Source organism: Luteolibacter sp. AS25 (genome assembly GCF_046736275.1).
Lineage (GTDB): Bacteria > Verrucomicrobiota > Verrucomicrobiia > Verrucomicrobiales > Akkermansiaceae > Luteolibacter.
Genome location: NZ_CP151837.1, coordinates 2003366 through 2026541 on the forward strand (window position 1 = coordinate 2003366; position 23176 = coordinate 2026541).

At 53.9% G+C, this 23176-nt stretch carries 20 protein-coding genes; 13 read left to right on the forward strand and 7 right to left on the reverse strand.

The features are described 5' to 3' along the window. Positions 1-693, forward strand: a complete 693-nt coding sequence (radC, locus tag AAGA79_RS09285) for a RadC family protein (RefSeq protein WP_411825516.1) — start codon at positions 1-3, stop codon at positions 691-693. Positions 694-708: 15 nt separating this feature from the next. Beyond that, complete coding sequence (locus AAGA79_RS09290; RefSeq protein ID WP_411825517.1) at positions 709-3204, forward strand: AsmA-like C-terminal region-containing protein; 2496 nt, start codon at positions 709-711, stop codon at positions 3202-3204. A gap of 3 nt (positions 3205-3207) precedes the next feature. Here AAGA79_RS09290 and AAGA79_RS09295 read toward each other — a convergent pair whose 3' ends face one another. After that, positions 3208-3810: an MBL fold metallo-hydrolase gene (locus tag AAGA79_RS09295; protein WP_411825518.1), complete on the reverse strand. Its 603-nt coding sequence runs from the start codon at positions 3808-3810 to the stop codon at positions 3208-3210. A gap of 54 nt (positions 3811-3864) precedes the next feature. Here AAGA79_RS09295 and AAGA79_RS09300 point away from each other — a divergent pair, with 54 nt between their 5' ends. From AAGA79_RS09300 to AAGA79_RS09315, 4 genes are read left to right on the forward strand one after another with little or no spacing between them, the layout of a single operon-like run. Beyond that, positions 3865-4509 carry a class I SAM-dependent methyltransferase gene (locus tag AAGA79_RS09300; protein WP_411825519.1) on the forward strand — a complete coding sequence of 215 codons (645 nt, stop codon included), beginning with the start codon at positions 3865-3867 and terminating at the stop codon, positions 4507-4509. Between the two features lie 60 nt (positions 4510-4569). Next, on the forward strand, positions 4570-5571 hold the full coding sequence (locus tag AAGA79_RS09305; RefSeq protein ID WP_411825520.1) for an NAD(P)/FAD-dependent oxidoreductase: 1002 nt from the start codon (positions 4570-4572) through the stop codon (positions 5569-5571). Positions 5572-5583: 12 nt separating this feature from the next. Continuing rightward, positions 5584-6615 carry a type III polyketide synthase gene (locus AAGA79_RS09310; protein WP_411825521.1) on the forward strand — a complete coding sequence of 344 codons (1032 nt, stop codon included), beginning with the start codon at positions 5584-5586 and terminating at the stop codon, positions 6613-6615. Between the two features lie 23 nt (positions 6616-6638). Next, complete coding sequence (locus AAGA79_RS09315) at positions 6639-7379, forward strand: YqjF family protein (RefSeq protein WP_411825522.1); 741 nt, start codon at positions 6639-6641, stop codon at positions 7377-7379. 49 nt (positions 7380-7428) lie between these two features. Here the strand turns inward: AAGA79_RS09315 and hisH are convergent, their stop codons facing one another. From hisH to AAGA79_RS09335, 4 genes are all read right to left on the reverse strand, one after another. After that, a complete protein-coding gene (gene hisH / locus AAGA79_RS09320; RefSeq protein ID WP_411825523.1) occupies positions 7429-8043 on the reverse strand; it encodes an imidazole glycerol phosphate synthase subunit HisH in 615 nt (204 codons plus the stop codon). Then, positions 8040-8630, reverse strand: coding sequence for an imidazoleglycerol-phosphate dehydratase HisB (gene hisB, locus AAGA79_RS09325; protein ID WP_411825524.1), 591 nt, complete (start codon positions 8628-8630; stop codon positions 8040-8042). Before hisB ends, hisH begins: the two co-directional genes overlap by 4 nt. A gap of 29 nt (positions 8631-8659) precedes the next feature. Beyond that, on the reverse strand, positions 8660-9715 hold the full coding sequence (locus tag AAGA79_RS09330) for a PTPDL family protein (RefSeq protein ID WP_411825525.1): 1056 nt from the start codon (positions 9713-9715) through the stop codon (positions 8660-8662). Between the two features lie 237 nt (positions 9716-9952). Beyond that, positions 9953-11929, reverse strand: a complete 1977-nt coding sequence (locus AAGA79_RS09335) for a DUF255 domain-containing protein (protein WP_411825526.1) — start codon at positions 11927-11929, stop codon at positions 9953-9955. A 113-nt stretch (positions 11930-12042) separates the two neighbouring features. On the opposite strand from AAGA79_RS09335, the gene AAGA79_RS09340 reads away from it, so the two are divergent. The 4 genes from AAGA79_RS09340 to AAGA79_RS09355 all read left to right on the forward strand — a co-directional run bounded on the left by AAGA79_RS09340 (position 12043) and on the right by AAGA79_RS09355 (position 17176). Then, positions 12043-12837: a ParA family protein gene (locus AAGA79_RS09340; RefSeq protein WP_411825527.1), complete on the forward strand. Its 795-nt coding sequence runs from the start codon at positions 12043-12045 to the stop codon at positions 12835-12837. Then, the gene (locus tag AAGA79_RS09345) at positions 12838-13536 is read left to right on the forward strand and encodes a hypothetical protein (protein ID WP_411825528.1); all 699 of its coding nucleotides are present in this window, start codon (positions 12838-12840) and stop codon (positions 13534-13536) included. It begins immediately after the preceding gene. 12 nt (positions 13537-13548) lie between these two features. Continuing rightward, positions 13549-14466 (forward strand): RluA family pseudouridine synthase, encoded by a 918-nt coding sequence (locus tag AAGA79_RS09350; RefSeq protein ID WP_411825529.1) that lies wholly within the window; start codon positions 13549-13551, stop codon positions 14464-14466. Positions 14467-14722: 256 nt separating this feature from the next. Then, positions 14723-17176, forward strand: coding sequence for a DUF3656 domain-containing U32 family peptidase (locus tag AAGA79_RS09355; protein WP_411825530.1), 2454 nt, complete (start codon positions 14723-14725; stop codon positions 17174-17176). A gap of 189 nt (positions 17177-17365) precedes the next feature. On the opposite strand, the gene AAGA79_RS09360 is transcribed toward AAGA79_RS09355, so the two are convergent. Beyond that, positions 17366-17521 (reverse strand): hypothetical protein, encoded by a 156-nt coding sequence (locus AAGA79_RS09360; protein WP_411825531.1) that lies wholly within the window; start codon positions 17519-17521, stop codon positions 17366-17368. A 143-nt stretch (positions 17522-17664) separates the two neighbouring features. On the opposite strand from AAGA79_RS09360, the gene AAGA79_RS09365 reads away from it, so the two are divergent. From AAGA79_RS09365 to AAGA79_RS09375, 3 genes are all read left to right on the forward strand, one after another. Then, a complete protein-coding gene (locus tag AAGA79_RS09365) occupies positions 17665-19449 on the forward strand; it encodes an arylsulfatase (RefSeq protein ID WP_411825532.1) in 1785 nt (594 codons plus the stop codon). A gap of 255 nt (positions 19450-19704) precedes the next feature. After that, positions 19705-20061 carry a hypothetical protein gene (locus AAGA79_RS09370; RefSeq protein WP_411825533.1) on the forward strand — a complete coding sequence of 119 codons (357 nt, stop codon included), beginning with the start codon at positions 19705-19707 and terminating at the stop codon, positions 20059-20061. A gap of 42 nt (positions 20062-20103) precedes the next feature. Further along, complete coding sequence (locus AAGA79_RS09375; protein ID WP_411825534.1) at positions 20104-20778, forward strand: flavodoxin reductase; 675 nt, start codon at positions 20104-20106, stop codon at positions 20776-20778. Between the two features lie 21 nt (positions 20779-20799). On the opposite strand, the gene AAGA79_RS09380 is transcribed toward AAGA79_RS09375, so the two are convergent. Next, on the reverse strand, positions 20800-23148 hold the full coding sequence (locus AAGA79_RS09380) for a glycosyl hydrolase family 95 catalytic domain-containing protein (protein WP_411825535.1): 2349 nt from the start codon (positions 23146-23148) through the stop codon (positions 20800-20802). Positions 23149-23176 lie beyond the last annotated feature (28 nt).

Consider the following 23176-nt stretch of genomic DNA (forward strand, 5'->3'; position numbering starts at 1 on the left):
ATGAAACTCAACGAGGATGACTCTTCTGATCTGCCGAGGGAAAAGATCGTCAAATATGGCGCGTCCTCTCTCAGCAACGCGGAACTTATCGCGATTTTCCTTAGTTCCGGCGTCATCGGTCGGAACGTCATCCAGGTAGCGGGAGATCTCCTCGAGAAATACGGAAATCTACAGGAGCTCGGGCGTCTCCCGGTTTCCGAATATATGAACAACAAAGGCATAGGTCCTGCGAAGGCTTGCAAGCTAGCCGCCGCCTTTGAATTGGGAACACGACTTGCGAAGGAGGAGCTGAGAACCATCCCACTCGATACCCCGGAATTGATCTACAAACATTTCTCCCACCAGATGGGTAATCTGCCCAACGAAACAGCTCTGGTTGTCACCGTAAATTCACGGCTGGAACACACCAGCACCACTACTGTCTCTGTCGGGACTGTGAATGAAACCACCGCTCATCCTCGTGAGGTTCTCCGCTCTGTCATTACCAGAAATGCATATGGATTCATCCTTCTGCACAATCATCCCTCCGGCGATCCCTCACCCAGTCCGGCAGACCACCGTGTCACGGAAAACCTGGAACAGGCCGCAAACCTGATGCAGATCCGCCTGCTGGATCACATCATCATCGGAAGACCTTCCCCGGGACGTTTGCCCTATTTTTCCTTCAGGGCCGGTGGTAAGCTCAACTCGTAATCATTTCCTTCGAAAATGTTCCACTTCTCCATCGTCCGCAATCTCCGAACAGCTGTCTGGCTGCTCGTCGTGGCGATGATTCCCCTTGCCTTGGGCGGTCTTTACTGGGCGAACAATACCGGCCTCCCCGAGGAATGGAGAAATGCACTGGAGCAGCAGATGTCCAACCAGGGAGCACACGTCAGCATCGGCTCGCTCGCGTATGTTCCCCTGAAAGGATTCGTCGCGAAAAGCGTTACCATTTTCGCCGAAGAGGAGCGGATCAATGAGATCTCCAACCTCGAGCGCGTTCAGCTGGTTCTCGACAATACCAGTCTCGCGGGTGGCAAATTCCGCCTCAGGAAAGTTGTCCTGAATAATGCCAGGCTCTCGCTCCCGGTCGACCCAAAGGAACCAACGGGCCAGGCACTCCATTTCAACAAGGTAAACGCCAGCATCTTCATGCCGGAAGATCGCCTGATCGAGATCGAAGACGCCCGCGGGAACGTGGGAGGCGTCGATGTCACACTCTCTGCAAAATTTTATTCCAAGGGTGGCGGAAAAGGTAATCCCGACGATGAGAAGCAGGAAGGCAAACGCCGGGAAATGATCGCTCATATCCTGAACGAGCTTCAGCACTGGAGCTTCGATCCCAATAGTCCTCCGTCCGCCCATATCAACATCACCGGGGATATGAATGACAAGAGCACCCTTGATGCGGACTTCCATATTGTCGCCTCATACATCGAAAAGAAGCAGTATCGCGTGAAGAACGTGACCACCCAAGGCAGATTGAGTGGATATCTTCTTACCGTGGACTCTTTCGAGGCAGAGGACTCCAGGGGCTCTCTGGCAGGGCATGCGGATTACCAGATTCTGAAGCGGGAGGGTCGTTTCGATATCGACTCATCCATCGAAATCCCCCGTCTCTTGAAGTCCTGGCTGGATTACCCTTTGAAAATGGAACTTTTGCTCGGCGGAAAGCAGCAGGTTCAATTCGCCGGAGAGTTCAACATCCCGGAACAGGAAAATCCCGAGGAACTTCCAGAAGTTTCGGTAAAACTCACAGGTCACGCGCTCTGCGAATCCGTCATGCTCCGTGGAATTACCTTCGATGCCGTGGAATCGTGGTTCTCCTGGCAGGATGGGGACCTGTTTCTCCGCGATATGAAACTCACCAGACCGGATGGAACAGCAAAGGTAAAAGCTCTGCTGAAAGGTGATATCGTGAAGCTTTCCCTTCACTCCACCTTCCCGGCACCGATTTTCGGTCCACTTTTCAAAGGGAAACCTCTCGAAAAAATCATCGCCGATTTCTCGGAGAATACCGCTCCGTTCACCGAGGTATTCCTTGATGGCTCATTCAATCTGAAAGACCGCTTCGCATGGCAATATGAAGGCCACGGCAACATCCGGAACCTCTCGTTCCGTGGCGTCCCGGTCCGCTCGGCAAATTGCTCGTTCAAACTCGATCGCCATCAGCTTAACTTTTTTGACGGAAAGGTAACTTTCGATTACTCCGACTATTCTCTGAGAAAATCTTACAACGGTCCCACCAATGGCTCGGCGGATATTGGAAGAATTCTTTACGATCACCCTTCAAAAACTGTTTCGGTGGAGGGAGTCGAAGGATCTATCTGGGCCGCTCCTTTGGTTCGGTTCTTCGCGCCCGCCATCGCGGATAATCTTGAGCAATACAGATTTCATACGCCACCGAGACTAAGTGGATCGGGTATTGTTGATATCACCCCGCAGGGAAGAACCAAACTCGATGTGGACTTCTCCAGCGATGGCCCGGCTACCTACAAATTTCTTGGAGAAGACGTCGAACTCAGCGCTCCGTCCGCAAATGTGAAAATTCGCGGCGGAAAAGTGGAAGTCGATAACCTGAAGGCCGAGGCATTCGGAGGTCAGGTGACCGGAGAAATCGTCAATTCTGCCACATCTGCCCTCTCGGGAGAATTCAGCGTCTCAAAACTTTCCATGGCTAAGATCTCATCAACCTACGATTTCGAGATGAAAGGCGGAGGTATCGTCACCGGCCGCATCGAGTTCACACTTCCAGACGGCGACGTTTCCCGGATGGATGGAAAGGGACTCGTAGGTCTTGAAAACGCCGAACTTTTCTCGGTGCCGGTCTTCGGACCACTCTCGCCCGTAATGGCGAAAGTTCTCGCTGATCGCCGGGCTGGCTTTGAACGGGCAAAGGCTGCTTTCTGCACATTCACCATCAATGACGGCGTCCTCAGCACCCGGGATTTCCAAACATCCACCACCTCGGTGAATTTCACCGGAGACGGCTCGGTGGACCTGTCTGACCGAGTCATCGATTTCACCATCCGACTCAATGCCCGCGGCTTATTGGGAATTATCACCCTACCGTTGCGACCTTTTACAGGCCTCTTCCAATTTCATGGAAAAGGTCCGTTGAAGGACAGCACATGGGAGAGTGTCCGCTTCACTCCGCCATCTGCCGAACAAAACGAAGCCCTCCTTCGGCCGCCACCGAAGGCACTGATAATTGCTGAATAATCCCTATTTCAGGTAGCCATTCGCAGAACGCTCACGACCGATGGTTGTTCCGGGGCCATGACCTGGCAGCACTTTCGTATCGTCCGGAAGTGTCAGCAGGTCGCGCTTAATCCCTTCCAACAGTAGTTCAAAACTACCTCCCGGGAGATCGCATCTTCCCACGGATCCCGAGAACAATGCATCACCGACGAACACCACCTTCTCGCCTGGGAAATAGAAGGAAATGCTATCCGCGGAATGTCCCGGGACGTGTGCTATAACCGCCTCCATACCTAACACTTCACGTTTGCCAACCGGCACAAGTTCGTCGACCGCGAAAGGAGAAACCTCGGGCAAACCCCAGCTGGCCCCGTATGTTTCCAGCGTCAGGTCCTTGGAATAATCCGCCCAAGCGAAGACCTTCACACCGGATTTCCGGAGTTCCGAGACATCCTCAACGTGATCATAATGCTGGTGGGTGAGATACAGCCCATCGAGCCTCACACCCTTCCCGGAGATCCAGCCAGCCACACCGGAAGGCGCGTCTACCAGAAAGTTCCCATCCGCTGTCTCCACCAGATACCCGTTTGTCTGAACCATGCCGCCCGTATAGCAGGAAATTTTCATTCGCTCTTTTCACACAGGCGCGGAAGATATGCAAACATCACCTCCCACCACTTCATGCGTAAACTCACCCCAGAGCTTCTCGACCACCTGCCACACGATGATTCCGGCGCCATATCTTCACGGAAAGACCTACGCCGAATCAATTTCTTCATGGGGAATGAGGCATGGATCGTCCGGCAAATACCGGTAGCGACAAAACACGTCGTGGAAATCGGAGCTGGCGATGGAAACCTGATCTCTAAAATTGCGAAACTGCACCCGGATTCGGTAGCGGAAGCCTATGATCTTGCACCGAAACCCAGGCATTTACCGGAAGCAGTCAGATGGATACGCGGCAATATTTTCGAACAGGAACCTCCATCACGCGGCGGCGTGTTGATCGCAAACCTGTTTCTTCACCACTTCACCGATTCCCAACTCTCCGATTTGGTAAACTGGTTTCCAAAGTTCGATACGCTCATTTTCAACGAACCACTGCGCTCCAATACGCCCCTGGTTCTGGGAAAAATGGCACATCCGTTCATCCACCCCATTACCCGACATGATATGCGCGTCAGTATCGAAGCCGGATTCATCGCTGGCGAGCTCCCTCAAATTATAGACCCCGGCGGTAAGCTTTTTTCAAACTCCGAGAAACAAACCTTCCGCGGAGCTCTTCGATCGGTGTTCCGGAAACTTGAAATACCACACCCGCAGTAGATTGCATCACAGTAAAAACTATCTCTAGCGCAGCATTGAACGCGTGTTAACCTCCTATAGTTGCCAAAGGAAATTCACATAATCGGGGGAGGACTCACCGGCCTCTCGCTAGCTGTCGCACTGCGCCGGCATGGTGTCCCCGTTGAGCTTCACGAAGCCGGGAAATACCCGCGACACCGCGTCTGCGGAGAGTTTATTTCCGGTGTGAAATCCTCAACTCTGGATGCGCTCGGTATAGCTCATCTTTTGGCGGATGCTCAAAAACATACCACCGTTACATGGTTCGGAGGCGATGCGCAGCTCAGCACACGGGAACTCCCCACCCCCGCTTTGGCAATCTCACGCCATCTTCTCGACCAGCGACTATGCGAATTTGCCAGAGAACAAGGAGTGACTATTTTCGAGTCATCGCGGAAAAAACCAGAACCAGATACGCCCGGACAGGCCTGGTGTGCTGGGCGACGGCCAACCAATGGCAAATGGATAGGTCTCAAGGCACATATCAGAGACTTCCATACGATATCCGATCTGGAGATGCACAGCGGTCCCCACGGATATCTCGGCATCACTGCAGTGGAGAATGGCTGGAGCAATGTCTGCGGACTCTTCCGTATCGACCGAACGATCAAGGCCAGTCACAACGATCTTCTACCGGCATATCTTCAAAAAAACGGCAATTTACAGCTCGCCGATCGACTTTCCCATGCAGTTTGGAAGACGGATTCTTTTACCGCTGTGGCCGGTTTTGAGCTAGGTCTCCAGAAGCCTATACCCGGTCTTCTTTCACTGGGCGACTCCCACTCGATTATCCCTCCGTTCACCGGAAACGGAATGAGCATGGCCTTCCAGTCGGCCGAGATCGCGCTCCCGGAGCTAGTCAAATACTCGAACACACAGCAAAACTGGGAACAAACCACCGCCGCCATCAATCTCGCACTCCAATCCTTCTTCTCCAGACGACTGAGCGCCTCAAAGTTCATCCATCCCTTCCTTTTTCAGCCCGCCGCACGTCCCTTGCTGAAATATGCCCCGCTCAAGCCTATTCTCTCCCTCCTCCGCTGAAATTTCTTCCACATGTATCTCTCCTCCATCGCTACCAGCAATCCTCCGTTTTCATTTACCCAGCAATCCACCTGGGATGCCTTGCAGACACATCCCGCATTCAGCTCGCTGAAACAACGTTCACGCACACTTCTGGAGAAAATCCTTACCAATAACAGCTCCGGAATTTCTGGCAGACAGTTCTCGTCCGCCGATCTTACACCCGTCTTCCAACAGGATGCCGAGAATTTAAATCGGTCGTTTGAAGCCCATGCGCCAAATCTCGCGGTTGAGGCTATTTCCAAGGCTCTTGAAAAAGTCTCAATGAAACCCGATGAGCTGGATGCGATTTTTCTTTGCTCCTGCACCGGCTATTTATGCCCCGGGCCATCGAGTTATGTTGCAGAGAAAATTGGCCTTCGACCGGATGCCTACCTTTGTGACCTGATAGGATTGGGATGCGGTGCGGCGATTCCAACACTGCGTGCGGCGCAAGGATATCTCGCGGCGAATCCGACACACAAAATCGCAATGGTCGCCGTGGAAATCTCCTCCGCCGCCTTCTACATGGATGATGATCCAGGCGTATTAATTTCCCTCTGCCTCTTCGGGGACGGAGCGGCTGCCACCATCCTCACCGGACAGGAGCCACACGAAAACGCCTGGAAATTCGGTAAATTCGATACCCATCACGATCCCGAGCAACGTGAAAAAATTCGCTTCCGAAACTCCGGTGGAAAACTCAAAAACCAGCTTCACCGTTCTGTGCCGGAACTCGCCGGCGAGGCTGTTCTTAAACTCTTTTCCCGCTCCGCCTCGCAGCCCCAGCAGATTCTCGCCCATTCAGGCGGGCGCGATGTGATCGAAGCGATAGAAAAGCGGATACCAGCCTTTTCCCTCTCAGAAACCCGTGAAGTTCTCTCGGCACACGGCAATATGTCCAGTCCTTCGGTCCTTTTCGCTCTGGAGCGCCGTCTGGCCCAGGAGAACGTCACTGACAAAGAGCTTTGGCTAACAGCGTTCGGCGCCGGATTCGCGGCGCACTCATGTAGTCTCACCAGATAGGATTACAAGAAATCCAGAGATTCATGACACCCAGTGCCGAACAACGCCTTGTCATGCGGGACCGCCCCGCCGGCTTTCACGTGATGAAACAGCGCTGGGCAGGCCTGGCCTTTTTTCACTGGGAAATTGATGCCGAGCTTATAGCCAGGAAACTTCCGAAGGGCCTGCATGTTGATACGTTTGAAGGCAGAGCATATATCGGGATTGTGCCGTTTTTCATGCAGCGCATCCGCCCGGTTGGGCTGGTTCCTCTCCCTTGGCTGTCATGGTTCCACGAGCTAAATCTCCGCACTTATGTCCACGATGATGAGGGAAATCCCGGAGTATGGTTCTTCTGTCTCGATTGCAATCAGCCGATCGCCGTGGAAATAGCCCGCCGCTTTTTTCACCTTCCCTACCAGCACGCGCGGATGTCCTCCACCGAGAAGAACGGGGTCATCCGATACAATAGTAAACGCAGAAATTCTGATCTCCCCGAGTCCCGTTTCACTTATCCCCAACCAAAAGCCCCCGCCCCGGCGGAATTCGGATCCCTTGATTGGTTTCTTGCAGAGCGATACCTTTTATTCTCCGAGACCAGCGATGGAAAAATCGCGAAGGGGCGTGTTCATCACAGTCCCTATCAGATTGAAGCCATCAACGAGGCGGAATATTCCGCGACCCTATTTTTCCTAAACGGATTCCCGGAACCGAAAACACCCCCAGTCTCCATGCTTTCGGCAAACCACGTGGATGTAACTATCTTCCCGCTGGAAAAACCCTGATATTACTGCACCGAAATTGGCGATCTATCCCAATTACTTTGAGTGAAAATCAGATCCCCAGGAAGTTCCTCATCAGTCCCAATCCGGCATCCTGGCTTTTCTCCGGGTGGAACTGGCAGGCGATTGAATCCCCCTTCTCCACGGCGGCCACGAAGACCTCACCCGCGTAGTTGGTCTTTGCAACGGCCCAAGCCGGGTCCTCGACAACCGGATAGTAGGAATGAACGAAATAGAAATAAGGTTCTTCCCCCAGCCCCTTCCAAAATCTTCCGCCTACATTCTCCGGCACAGCAGAGTTCCATCCCATCTGTGGGATTTTTTTGCCTTCCGCTTCAGCAAAGCGTACACAACGCCCTTTGATAATTCCCAGGCCGGGAACGTCGTCGGCTTCATCGCTACCCTCGAATAGTATCTGATATCCAACGCAAATTCCGAAATATGGTTTCCCGGAGGAAATCCATTCTCTCAGCGGATCAACCAGACCCCGCTTTTCCAGTTGGCTCATCACATCGCCAAACTCTCCTTGTCCGGGAAGGATCAGATGCGTCACGGCATCAAAACCATCCGCGGACTCCAGAACCTGCGGCTCTATACCGAACGAAACCAAAGCATTGACGACACTGCGGAGATTCCCTCCGCCGTAATTTACAACTCCTACCTTCACAAAGCCTCCTTGGTGCTCGGAATTCCCTTCACTCGGGCATCTTTTTCGCAAGCCTCGCGCAATGCTCTGGCCAGACCTTTGAAAATCGCTTCCGCGATGTGGTGACCGTCACGGCCATAGAGCAATTCCACGTGGATATTCGCACGCAGGTTGCTCGCCAAAGCCCTGCAAAACTCTTCCACCAAGGTGAAAGGCATGTTCGGTGCGGAAGCTGTATTTTCCGGAGCGCGGAATTCAAGATGCGGGCGGTTGCTGAGATCCACTACCACACGGACCAGTGTCTCATCCATCGGCAAATAGGCACAACCGTAACGGGTAATCCCTTCCTTTGTGCCGAGTGCAGCCTTCATGCATTCACCGATGACAATTCCCGTATCTTCGATGGTGTGGTGGGCGTCCACCTCGATGTCGCCATCCACCTTCACCTTCAAATCGAAAAGACCATGCTTTGAGAAAAGCGTGAGCATGTGATCGAAAAACGGAACACCGGTTGAAATTTCCGACTCACCCGAGCCGTCCAGGTCGATACTTAAATCGATCTTGGTCTCCGCTGTATTTCTAGTTTGTTTTGCGATTCTGCCGCTCATTTGTGCAGGAGTATGCGATGAAAGTCTTCCTATTTTCCAGCCCGTTGTTCGAGCTTTTTGACGTAGGCCTCCGGAAGACCACTTTTTTTCAGGTCCTTCTCGAAATCCTTCCGCATTTTTTCGTCCGCGGTTCCATATTTCTTCCAGTAGGATCGGTAGACTTCAGCAAGTGGCTTCTCGGGCATCTCGCGCGCATCGGAAGATTCCAGACGATCTACAGTTCTTTCCACCTGCTTGGCCGCGCTGGAAAGTGAATCCTCATGGTATGGGTCAGGTGTCACCCAGGTTTCCTTTGCATCCTTCTCCTGCTGAAATCTGGATTCGACCAGTGCATCCTTTTCCTCGATAGCCTTTTTGGAATTTATGCGATCTTCGCCGGCCATTTGCTGGAGGCCATTGTCCCTTGCCTTCAGGCGCCGGTCAAAGGACTCCAGATTTTGCTCAACGCTCTTTCCGTAAACGGATAAAACCTTCAATAACAACTGCCTCATTTCACCGTAGGATTCAGGCTTATTGAACTTCTCCTCATAGTCTTCGAATAACCGTAGAACCTGAAGGTAATCACCCCGGGAGACCGTGTCGTTGATCTCCTTCTCGGCAATCGCCACATCGTATTCGTAGGCATTGGAATCGTAGTCCGATTCCGCGATAAATTCTCCGCCAAACTTGAACCCACCATCGCGGACTAGTTCCACTTCGTTTCTTAGCTCGGCCAGGACTTTTTTGGCTCCAACAACCTGCCTTGCATCCGGATATTTCCGGATCAATTTTTCAACCTGGGTAATCCGCTCCTCGTATCCCTCTTCGCTCAAAAGATCCGGAGTCGGCAGAAGCTTCTGAATTACCGAAAACTCTTTGCTCTCAGGTGAAACCTTACGAACCAGGTCGATTTCAGCCCTCGGCACCGTCTTTTCATCCTTGATGGATTTGGTGACCATCACCTCGATCACTACATTGTCCTCGTCTTCACGAATCACTTTACCTTTGATTTCCTCACCATTTTTCAAGACCACCGTATCGGCGTTAATCAGGTGCGTAAGAAATAGGGAAACAGCGAAAATCGCGGGAATTTTGGATACTTTCATTGGGTTTTTTTAGATTTACGAAATACAAAAGCTTCTCATTGGCCATGTGACAATGACGGAAGATAATATCTTCTAAATTTTTCAACTCCCTAACCCTATCATTACATTGCCTTCGCACAACCCGTGTAGCCAAGGTTTTGATGTAGGTGAGTTAATGTAATCCGCTAAACACCCGCAAATCGCGGTAGTTTCTACGCATCTATCGATTTCCCCATCGCTATCCAGCAAACGACCAGATTACTCAACCCAATCCCGAAGAATCGACGCTGCGATCGAATCGGCGTATAAGGTAGGCCGATGGACGGACTCTGCCGGAAGTATCCTGCAATTTTCAGAGAAAGAAGGTAATACAGGCCTTCCCAGCGCCCTCATTCTGGCCTCCGCGACCGAGAACTCCCCCAGACTGGAAGTTCCGGACAGTCCAACGATGTCGCAGATTTCAGTATTCAGCAGCGAAAATTGTGGATCGCATTCCCTCAATACCCCGCTGGTAAACTTCTCTGCTGAAACAGTGGAAATATCATCAGACCAAGTGAGCCACGCCTCATCCTCTGAGATTTCATACACATCGAGAATAGCATTTAGCGCAATTGCATAAAGTAACGCTCTCGCTGCATTGGTTTCAGAAAACACTCCATCCTGAGGGTAGGCCGAAAGCTGGACTCCATTGAAGAATATCTTTCGGGCAGCAGACAGACTGTTCACGGCCTGATCCCGGAAAACCCTTTCGCCAGTAACACGGTAAGCTGAGGCATATGCTGAAATAGTCCGGAAAGTGGATGCTGCATGTGAACTCGTTTCAGCGTTATCAGACGAGATTCTCTGGCGTCGGATGTCAGCGAGCTTTTTCCGCGCGCTTTCAAACAGACCGGAAGCCACATCTTTCCCCAATCCGGTTTCTTCTGCTGTCTCATCTAAGGTTTTGGAAATTCCGATGGAGTTCTTACTTCCGTATTCCCGCGATGGATCTGCCTCCGCTGATATATTTCCGCCCGGCTTCATCCCCGTGACGGTAGTCCATACCTTTTTCTCATCCCCGGTGAGAACACCATCCAGCTGACTGTATTCCCATAACCAATCAGAAACATTTGCCCTTCCGCTGGTTGAAAAAGAGAAAACTCCCTCCTTCGTCCGATAGGTCTCCTCTATGTATTTCAGAATACCCAGAGCGCGGTGCAGTGCGCGTTCATCCCCGGTCACCTCATAAGCTCGAAACAAAGAATCCGCGATCTCTGCCTGCGAGACGCAATCACGGAAATAATTAGGCATGGTCCACGATTTCCCACTTCGCGCGGAAAACGCACTACCGTCGATCGGGTCGAACATCGGGCTTGTCACCATATCGGTCAGCAACTCGGAGAGCACCTCCCTGGCGCCCTCCCGGAGATGCTCCGGCAGGCCCCTGGTCTTGGCTCCCAGTGCCAGAAGATTCATCGAGTGGGTAGGAAATGAATATTCGGTTTCGTCAAGCGAACGGCTCATCGGGTCATACAGCGCGATGAGCTGCCTCAGACCCGCTGCACCATCCTGCTTCGGGTCCTCGCTCAGTTCACGCTCTTTCCAGTAGGCCTGCAGTCTCTCACTACGCCCTTCCATATCGCGCGAACTGTTCTCATTGATATATTTCTCCTCATTCTCCCACATGCTTTCCAGCATCTCATTGGACTGGGCGAGCATCTTTCCGAGTGCTTCCTCGGATTGGTTTGCCACGGGCAACCAGGCGACGGGATTCCCTTCGGAGGACATCCACAGCAGTAGGGGCAACTGAAACGGGCTTCGGATTTCAGAGCATAGTATAGCGGAAAGAATACCGAACTCTCTCATCACATCCACGTCTATCAAAACAGGCAGATAGCTCTCGTTGATTTCCCTCACTCTCGCCTCATTTCGACCGAGAATCTCGAGGGCTTCAAGATATCCGGGATCACTACCCTTCACCACTACCGCGAAAATCAGGCGATCTGACTCATGGGCTAATTCCAAGGTATCCCTGCCATACGGATGCCAGTGAATCGGAGAATCTTTCTGAGACAAAAAAACGTTCCCAGGCAAGCCCTCCAGACGATTTTCCAGCAGCGGTTTCCCACCGGCCATATCAGCCGATTCGCGCTCCTTTCCGGAATCTTGTTCTTTCCTTTCACAGCTTGTGGAAAGGCTACTAACCAGTGCACAAGCGATGACTACGTACAGCGACCGGCTTCTGAAAATTGACATGGGGGGGATGCATCAAGGTCTGATAGGACAGGCACTTTGCCAAGCTAGAAGAAAAGACTTCCGCTGACGGACTCCAGCGTTAATCTGCCGCAACAAAAATTTCTTTCTCCAGCGTGATCAGCATTGCTACTTCTAGCCAAAAAGGGGGTGTCGGAAAAACCACACTCGCCATCAACCTCGCACACGCCTTCGCGCGCGCAGGTCTCAATACAATCCTTGTCGATGCGGATCCGCAGGGCTCGGTGGGTCTCTCACTCACCCGCCAGTCACGTTTACTCTCCGGTTTCTACGATTTTCTGGCAGACCCGGGCATACCGATGGATCGTCTCATCGTCCCTACCCGTATGGAGACATTCTCTCTCATAGCGGCCGGTCAGGCCAGCGACTATGATGCAGGAAATGGCGCATCAGGATCCCACCTTGCCAGAGTTCGCGCATTTATCAGAAACATCGCAGCCAGGCACTACGATGTATGCATCATCGACACCGCAGCCGGGCTCTTCGGCGTCACCAGCGATATTATCGCATCCACCGATGCACTGATTCTCCCGCAGCAGGCTGAACCACTCGGTATCCGTTCGGTCCCGAAGCTATTGGAAGGCGTCAATCGTCTCCGCATCGTAAATCCCCGCCTCCACGTGCTCGGAGTTTGCCTGACAATGCTTCAAAACAATCTTGCGGAAAGCACCGAAGCCGCAAATGCCCTCCGAAACCTTCTCCCGGAGGAAATGGCCTTCAAAACATCCATACCCCGGGATGAGATCTACATTCGTGCCAGCGCCAAAGGCCTGCCGGTAGGAGTCATGGAAGACGGTGCCGGAGCCGCAACGGTCTTCGATTCCCTCCGCGCCGAGATTCAGCACAAGCTCGAAAAAGCCAGACTCAACCCGGCATTCCAGCCCCAGTAAATGGACACCATCAATCCATGGCTAGACCCATCTGAAGTTCGCCATTTGGCCGAACAGCTCATGCGTCCCGTCGCACCTGCCCGAATAAACGCGGCAGACCCCGGCTTCAACGACGCATTCGAGGGATTCACCTGCGCTAGGGAAAAGCAGGAAGAGCCAACAGTATTGGAGCCAACAAACTTTCCTCCTCCCTCGGTTGCCGCAGTCGCACCGGCCGCGCCGGTCGCGCCGGTCGCGCCGGTCGCACCACAACAAGCCCAGGTAGTCCCGAACACAGCCGTCGAGATAGCGCCTGCAGCGGAGAGCATTCCCCCGGCAGTCCAACACAAGCCTGAGCCGGAACCATTACCCCAGGTCCCCTCGAAAACCCGGTTCCTCGAGCGCATTCAAATCTTCCGCGATTGGCTTGTGAAAAATTTCAAAGCCTCTGAGATCTTCATCCTCGATCGCGAAGGTAAAGTGATTTTTGACGAAAGCGGACATGGCAGGCTTCATTTCATGGCGCGCAACCTCGCCTCCGCATCCAAGGGCTCCGGAAACATCCACGTAAAAATCGGCCCATCTTCCATACTCGAAGTGCTCCCGTGCGATACCCCATACGGCCGCATCGTTCTTGGTACACTCGTCCCGGAAGCCCTGCCACCACATCACGTGCAGACGATCACCCAGGTCCTGGTCCAAACCGCCTCGCCCGCCTAGTCTTCCCATATTTTGAGACAGGAAGTAATAGCTGACAAAAACTACGATCGCCTCGATGCCTTCCTGGCAAGCCGTCTCGCGGATCTCTCCCGCTCCCGTATCCAATCACTGATCCGTGAGCAGCACATCCTCCTCAATGGAAAACCCGCAAAACCACGGGATTCGGTAAAGGCAGCTGATGTCGTCTACGTCGAGGTCCCGGAAGCAGTACCGGCGGAAGCAATCGCCGAGGATATTCCACTCGATATCCTCTTTGAGGATGAGCACCTGCTTGTCCTTCATAAAGCCCACGGCATTGTCGTCCATCCTGCCCCCGGCAATCCTACCGGCACCCTCGTGAACGCCCTCCTCTATCACTGTCAGGGAAAACTCTCAGGAATCGGTGGAGTCGAGCGCCCGGGTATTGTCCACCGTCTGGACAAGGATACATCCGGCTGCCTCGTCGTAGCGAAAACCAATCCCGCCCACCAGGGTCTCGTCGCCCAGTTTTCGGAGCGCACCACCATGGAAAAGCTCTACCTGGCCGTCACCCATGGAATCCCGAAGCCGGAGAAAGACACAATTTTCACCCATATCGGCCGGCACCCAGTAAATCGTCAGAAGATGGCAGTGGTAAATCCTCCAGGAGGTAAAACCGCCATAACCGATTACGAAACGCTAGCCACGGACGCCGCCACACAGACCGCCTTCGTCCTCTGCCACCTCCATACCGGCCGCACCCACCAGATCCGCGTCCACCTCCATCACAAGGGCACACCCATTCTCGGCGATCCCATTTACGGAAAAAAACATACCCTCCCCACTCCACGTCTCCTGCTTCACGCTTGGAAACTGAGTTTCAATCATCCGATCAGTGGGGAGAAAATGCAGTTTACCGCCCCTCCTCCACCGGATTTCGGAAACTGGCTCCGTCTCGTTCCGGATCTCTAGCAGCGGTTGATTTAATCACGAGCTGTGGTTAGCTAGGCCATCCAAAACCCTCGTATTTTATTATGAGGGTTCTCTCAATCCGCGGAGACAGCAACCAGCCACCGCGCATCTCATGTTCCCTGCGGAACTCCACCGTGTGCCTCGGATAACTTTCCTCCAGCACGCCTGACCGCGACTTGATTAATACTAACCAGATCAAGAGTCTCTCTCACAGTTGCTTAAAGTCCCATTTTCAAATACGCTCACCATCTTTCCAATGACTCCTGAACTCCTCTCTCCAGCCGGTAACTGGGACTGCGCACGCGCCGCAGTCGCCGCCGGTGCCAACGCCATCTACTTCGGCCTGCCGAAGTTCAACGCACGCCTCCGTGCGGATAACTTCAGCGAAGAGGATCTCCCGGAGCTAATGGACTACCTGCACAAGCACGGAGTCAAAGGCTTCATCGCCATGAACACCCTCATCTTCACCGGTGAAATCGAAGCCGCTGAAGAACAACTCCGCATCGTTGGCGCCGCCGGAGTGGACGCACTCATCATCCAGGATATCGGGTTGGCGAAAATGGCCCGTGAAATCATCCCGCAGGTGGAGCTTCACGCATCCACCCAGATGACCATCACTTCTCCGGAGGGACTATCCTTCCTCGAAACCATCTTCCCAATGGAGCGCGCCGTCCTTTCCCGCGAGCTCTCTCTCGGCGAAATCGAGAAATTCCCCAACCCCGCCACCACACCGCTCGAGGTTTTCGTCCACGGTGCACTCTGCGTAGCCTACTCCGGACAATGCCTCACTTCGGAGTCCCTCGGCCAACGCTCCGCAAACCGTGGCGAGTGCGCACAAGCCTGCCGCATGCCCTACGAAGTCGTAGTCGATGGAGAAACAAAAGACCTCGGCGAGCACCGCTACCTCCTTTCCCCACAGGATCTGGCCGCAGTCGATCTCATCCCGCAGCTCGTTGAGGCTGGAGTGAAATCCTTCAAGATCGAAGGCCGCCTAAAAACTCCCGAATACGTCGCCGCTGTCACCCGCGTCTACCGCAAGGCACTCGATGCAGCACAGGGAATCGAAACCCGGGAAAACACGGAATCGCCTATCACGGCAGAAGATAAATATGCCCTGGAAATGACCTTCTCCCGCGGTCTCACCACCGGCTGGCTGGCCGGCACAAACCACCCCTACCTCACCCACGGAAAATTCGGCAAAAAACGCGGACCTTTCCTCGGCACCATCATCGAGGCACAGAATGGCTGGATCCGCCTCGATCAACCACCGGAATCCCACACGCCTCCACTCAAAGCCGGCGATGGCATCGTTTTCGACGCAGGCGAAAACCGCGACCTCGAGCAAGGCGCCTCCATTTGGAAAATCGAAAATGACCGCATCATCTTCCACCGCCAATATTCAGGGATCAACTTCGCCCGCATCCGTCCCGGCGTCACTCTTTACAAAACCGCCGACCCCGCACTCGAATCCGAGATCCGGAAATTCTGGCAAACAGCCAAGCCAAAGCTCCAGAAATCCGGTATCCGCATCACCGTCACCGGCCAACCCGGACAGCCGCTGACCATCTCCGCGAACAACTTTTCAGCGTCCACAACCATTCCTCTCTCGGAGGCCTCGAACCGCCCGCTGAATACCGAGACCCTCACGAAACAGCTCTCCAAACTCGGCGAGACACCCTACGAGCTAACCGCCGTTGACAATCAACTCACCGGAGATTGCCACCTTCCCCTTTCCGCACTCAACCAAGCCCGCCGCGACCTGGTTGATAAACTGAATGCGAACAACGAACCGCTCGCAACTATCAGCACCGGAACCCGGGCAACGGCATCGGACCTTTTCCCGCCCGCACCTACACGCCCGGCGGTCACTTCTCCCACCCTCTCGGTTCTCACCCGCACACTGCCACAGCTTGAGGCAGCTCTCGAGGCCGGCATTGAGCAAATTTACTGCGATTTCGAGGATCCGCGCCGCTACAAGGAGGCCGTGGCCCTCTCGGCACCGACTGATTCACAGATCATCCTAGCCACCCCACGCATCATCAAGACAGGTGAAACCGGCTACCTGAAACTCATCGAGCGCACCAATCCGGACGGGCTGCTTCTAAGAAACCTCGCCGCTCTCGAGCACTTCAAGAATCACGAGGAAATCATAAAAATCGGCGATTTCTCACTGAATACCGCCAACCCGTTGACTGCAAAATTATTGAAAGAAGCAGCCAACCTCGATCGGCTCACCATCTCCTATGATCTGAATATCTCCCAGGTTCTGGATCTGCTCGAGAAAACTCCCACCGATTGGCTGGAGCTCACCCTCCACCAGCACATGCCCATGTTTCATATGGAGCACTGCGTCTTTTGCACATTCCTCAGCTCCGGCACGACCTACAAGGACTGTGGCCGCCCGTGCGAAAAACACGTCGTCCATCTCCGCGACCGTGTTGGCCAGCTTCATCGCCTCCAAGCTGATGTCGGCTGCCGCAACACGCTCTTCAACGGCCGCGCCCAAACCGGCGCACGCTTCTTCGAGGATCTCCTCCGCAGTGGCTTGAAAAATTACCGGATCGAGCTCCTTGATGAGGATCACAATCACGCCTACTCGACCATTCGCGCTTATCAGGAACTCCTCCAGAAATCCATCACCCCGGAGCAACTCCTCAATCGCATCCACGCCACCGAGAAACTCGGCGTAACAGAAGGCACCCTGGCCTGATCCTCTCTGACGTTCGCAGTGCCAGTTTCTTAGGCGAAATGGGTGCCAGCTAGCGGGTAAATAAAAGCACTTACTCGGCTATTCGCGGATCTGTGACCATCCTACGCACCTGCTACCGTTCGCCGGGTGCCATGTACATTGTCGGAATGCAGCGTCTGCGCCCCATCCCTTTCCAATCTGCTTCCCCCCTTAGTCGGGTCCCTTGTCTTCTTTCAACTCTTCCTCACCACCGGGAGCATCCGTCAGATCCTCACCCACCGGAAATCCGTCGGTTGGCGGCTGTGGAATTGGTGACTCATCGGCGGAGGTTGGCTGTGGATTTGAGACTATTTTCTTATCTTTCATGAAAAAAGATCACGGGGAATCATGTATTTTCAAGCGGAGATCACACCAACACCTTGAATTCATTTCGCTGCAAATTCCGCTCTACCAGAAATTTCCTGTTTCATTCCTTCAAATCCATACCCTAAAGTCACTCCCACGAAATTATGAAACCCTTCTCATTATTACTAACGCTAGCCGCGGGCATCTCGCTCGCCTCCGGTCAGGAAAAACCGAATATCGTCTTCGTTATCACGGATGACCAAGGCTACGGCGATCTCGCCCACAACGGCCATCCATACGTCAAGACACCCGCCATTGATAAACTTCATTCTGAAGGTGTCGCACTTGATGACTACCACGTGGCGCCGACTTGCTCGCCCACACGCTGCGGCCTGCTCACCGGACATTGGACGAACCGCACCGGCGTCTGGCATACCGTAAACGGTCGCTCCATGCTCCGTGAAAACGAAATTACCATTGCCACCCTTCTCAAGGAAAACGGCTACACCTCAGGTCTGTTCGGTAAATGGCACCTCGGTGACAACTACCCTTATCGTCCTGAAGACCGCGGCTTCGATGAAGTTTATCGCCACGGCGGCGGCGGCGTAGGCCAGACACCCGATCTCTGGAACAACAACTACTTTGACGGCCATTATTTCCACAACGGGGAAGTCGTTTCGGCCGAAGGTTTCTGCACCGATGTCTTCTTCGACCAAGGCATCAAGTTCATCAAGGAAAAGGCCGCGGAGAAAAAGCCGTTCCTCGCGTTCATCGCCACAAATGCCCCGCACACCCCGCTTCATTGCCCTCAGGAATACCTGGACATGTATTCGGATCAACCGCTGGACAAAGCCGCCTACTACGGGATGGTCACCAATATCGATGACAACGTGGCACGCACCCGCAAAGTTATCGAGGAACTCGGCATCGCCGATAACACCATCTTCATCTTCACCACCGATAACGGCACTGTCGGCGGCGCGGATGTCTACAATGCCGGCATGCGCGGACAGAAAGGCAGCCCATACGAGGGTGGCCACCGCGTCCCGTTCATCATCCACTGGCCTGCCGGAAAATTGACCGAGCAGAAATCAGTCAAGACCCTCACCGGTTTCGTCGATATCGTTCCAACTCTTCTGGAACTCACCGGCTCTACGAAAATCCCTGCCGATCTCAAGTTCGATGGTAAATCTATCAAAGAACTCCTCTACAAGGGCGACGATGCCGATTGGGAAGAACGCTACCTCATCACCGATTCACAACGTGTCCGCGATCCAATCAAATGGCGTGACTCGTCCGTCATGTCCCAGAAATGGCGCCTCATCAACGGCACCGAACTCTACGACATCACCGCCGATCCCGGCCAGGAGAATGACGTAGCCGCTGCACATCCAGAGCAAGTCCAGGCCATGCGCCAATTCTACGAGGACTGGTGGGCGGAACTTGAGCCTACCTTCTCCCAGACCACCGAGATCTACCTCGGCCATCCGGAGGCACCTGTGGTTACCCTTACCGGTCACGATTGGATCCAGGAGGAGCTTCCACCATGGAACCAAGGCCACATCCGCCACGATGAAGCCACCAAAGACGGGAAACACGAAGGCCATTGGGCTGTGAAAGTCATCGAAACCGGAATCTACACATTGGAAATGCGCCGCTGGCCGAAAGAAGCGGATACCGCCATCACCGCCGGCCTTGCTGCGGAGCCGAACGTTCCCGGTGCGGACAAGGCTTTCAGCGCCAGAGAGGGTGATGCCTTTCCGTTCACTACCGCCACTATCCGCATGGACGGAAAAGACATCGAGACCAAACCGGTATCCGAGGGCGATACAAACATCACCTTCACTGCAGAGCTCACCAAAGGCTCACACCAGTTGGCTCCTGTCTTCACGACTGCAGACGGTAAAGAAGTAGGCGCCTACTACCTGATCGTTTCTCCTGCCGAATAGGCCGCTGTAGAAAATCAAACTGCCGTTTCAGACGGCACACCAACGGAACGGTCCCAACCCGTTCCTTTTTTTTGTGTCCGTGTATCGAACACCGCTATTCCTAACCACCATACCATCAATACCTACCGCACGGATACCTTTGCACATTGCATCATCCACCGGACTCCCAAGTCCCGTGGTTCCTACAACTACCCCCTCCAACCCTCTGGCATGGCCATTGCGAGTTCATCTCCGGAACTCAAACCAACCATTTCCATGAAAAAAACAGCATTTATCATACTCGCAGCAGGTGAAGAGCCTGAAAGTCTCGGCCGCGTCGTCAACGCCCTCACCGGAGCACTCGAATACAAAGATTCCGGGCAGGACGTGCAGATCATCTTCGATGGAGCCGGCACCCAGGCCGCCGCGGCATTCGCGGATCCGGATCACAAATTCAACAACCTGTTCGAGCAAGTCCGCCACTTCGTCCGCGGCGCCTGCAAGCATTGCTCGAATGCATTTGAAGTCACCGAAAAGATCGAAAAAGGCGGCATCCCTCTCATTGATGAGTTTCAGGGCCATCCGAGCTTCAGGAACCTTCTCGGTGAAGACTTCGACATTCTTATTTTCTAGAAACCCGCCTTCCCGCGCCTCCAAAGCGCGGGATTTCTGTTTATGAAAGAGAAAGTAAAAATCCTTACTATCGCGAAGGACACCTTCGAGACACTCATCATCGTAACCGAGAAGCCCGAGGGGTATCAGTTCTACCCCGGTCAGGCCACACACGTGGCGATCTCGAAACCCGGCTGGGAGGAAGAGGATCGTCCATTTACCTTCAGCTCACTCCCGGAGGATCCGTGCCTCCAGTTTACGATCAAAACCTACCCTGAACGGGACGGGGTCACCGATGAAATGACCAATCTCAGCCCCGGGGACGAGTTGATCATAGAGAAAGCAGCGGGTGCCATTCGATATCAGGGCTCCGGCGTATTCATCGCCGGCGGAGCGGGCATCACCCCCTTTCTCGCAATTTTCCGGGATCTTCACAGCAAGGGAGACCTAGGGGGAAACAGTCTGCTCTACTCGAACAGCCACCCGGACGAAGCCATTTGCGCGGCTGAACTCAAGACCCGACTCGGCAGCAATTGCCGCTTCTTCGTCACTGAAGGTGAATCAGGCCCCTTCGAAAACGGTCAGATCGATCATGACATCTTGTTTGAGGAGGTTGCGAAACACCCATACGGCACCTACTATTACATCTGCGGGACATCGGAAATGACCAAGGAGATCGTTCATATCCTCGAAGAACTGGGAATCTCCCCGGCATTTATAATTACCGAAGAATACTGAGCTGGAACAACCACTCGAGACTCACTTAGTGACCGCAGAGTAACTTTCACTTGCGGCAATGGTCTCGATAAGCTGTGGCTCTCCTCCCGGGACTTGAATCAAAAACGGATTTCCCAGCAGGGACTTCACCTGGCAAGCCTCCAGTTTCCCACCCTTCCACTCCATGGAAACCTCAAAGCCTCCGCGCGCCCGGAGGCCGGAAACCGATCCTTCGCCCCAAGCGGAAGGAAGTGCGGGAAGTAGATCAATGATATGCCGTCCCGACTCGTCCCGCCGGTGCGATTGCAACAAGGCCTCCGAAACCCCGGCCGTCAGCCCGAAGTTTCCATCGATCTGAAACGGAGGATGCGCATCGAATAGATTGTTATAAAAGCCCGGCCCTCTCTTCAAACTCGAGTTCCGGAAGAACCCGGTCAGCACCTTGTTCATCCGCTCTCCATCACGCAGACGTGCCCAGAAATTTACTTTCCATCCCCGTGACCAGCCCGTCGCCCCGTCGCCACGCATGTTGAGCGTGGTCTTGCAGGCGTCGAAGAGCTCCGGAGTATCGACCGTGATTTCAGAGCCCGGATGCAGCGCCCATAAATGGGAGACATGTCGATGATCGGTCTTGGGAGATGGCTGGTAAAGCCACTCGCTCAGTTGCCCTTCTTCCTTCACCTCTTCAGGTGCAATCCTACCTGCGGTTTCCCTCAGAAACTTCGAGAAATCCTCCTCGATCCCAAGAATTTCTGCGGCTTCCGCCGTGGAGTTCAACAAATGGCGAATGATTTGATGATCCATCACCGGTGCCATCACCAGACCACCCTGCTCGGGCGAATTGCTGGGCCCGCTGATTAGCCAGCCCTTCCCGTGATTCGGATCCTCCACCAGGTAATCGAGAAAAAACTCCGAGGAGCCCTTCATCAGCGGAAACGCCCTTTCTTTCAGGAATTCCTTATCCCCGCTGAATAGATATCGCTCCCAGAGGTGCGTGGCCAACCACGCGCCACCCGTCGGCCAGATCCCATGATTCGCATGATTGATCGGTGCCGCACCCCGCCAGCCATCCGTGTTATGATGCACTACCCAGCCTTTCGCAGCATAGAGATCTTTCGCCACTTCCGCACCGGTGATGGCCAGATCATCCAGCATATCGAAGAGCGGCTCATGGCATTCGGAAAGATTGGTCAGCTCGGCCGGCCAGTAATTCATCTCCGTGTTGATATTGATCGTGTATTTCGAGTCCCAGGCCGGACTTTTGCTATCATTCCACATACCCTGCAGATTTGCAGGCTGCGATCCCGGCCGCGATGAAGCTATCAGCAGATAGCGCCCGTATTGATAAAGCAGCGCGACGAAATCGGAATCCGGATTCTCCTGATAGGCATTCAGCCGTTCATTCGCCGGCATCTCCGCGGAGTCTCCACCTCTCAAATCAATCGATACCCTACGGAATAAATCCCGATGATCTGCCTGATGGTCGGACAAAATTGCCGCATACGTCTTCCCCTCGATCTTCTCCAGTTTCCCGGCACACAGGGAAGCTGGATCGGCATCCAGCGATTGGAAATTCCTGTAACTCGTCGCCCCCGCCAGATACAGCACCGCAGCATCCGCAGCCTTCACCTGCACCCCCTCATCCGTCACTACGACGTTACCCCCCTCGGCCACCACCCGCAGCCGGGCCTCGAAACGCACCTGCCCTTCGAAAAAGTCTTTCCGCTTTTTCTGCTGAAAATCATCCACCACACCGCGCATCCGTAAAGTCCGTTCATCCAGCTTGCCCACCTCCGTCGCCTTTGTATGCAGCGTGGAAAGCTTCGCCGTGAATTCCACCTTACCCGGTTCATCGGCCTCGATTCTCACGGCCATTACACCATCCGGATTACTCGCGATAACCGTTCTCGTATACCTCACACCATCCACGGAGAAGCTGGTCGAGGCGATAGCTCCATCCAGGTCCAGACTCCGCTCATAGTCCACCTGGTTCCCCATATCAGGAAACTCCACCGTCAAATCCCCGAACGGCTGGTAAGGCGCCTGCCCCAGCGGATCTGACATAAATTCCTTCATCGCCAGATCCTCCGCTTCCTTCTGCTTTCCATCGAACAGCAACTGCCGGATCTCCGGGAGGAACTTCGAAGCACCCTTCCGCGAATAGGAATGCGGCCCACCCGCCCACAGCGTATCGTGATTGAACTGGATTCTTTCCATTTCCACCCCTCCATACACCATCGCCCCAAGCGACCCGTTGCCAATCGGTAGCGCATCAGTCCACTCCACCGCAGGCTTGTCATAGCGTAGCTTCAGCCCGCTCCAGTCCGCTTCTGCTTCCGCATTCACGCAGAAAAGCGCGGTCAATACACTCAGTCGTAAAAATCTCATCATTTTGGGGTTTTGATACCTATAGAGGAAA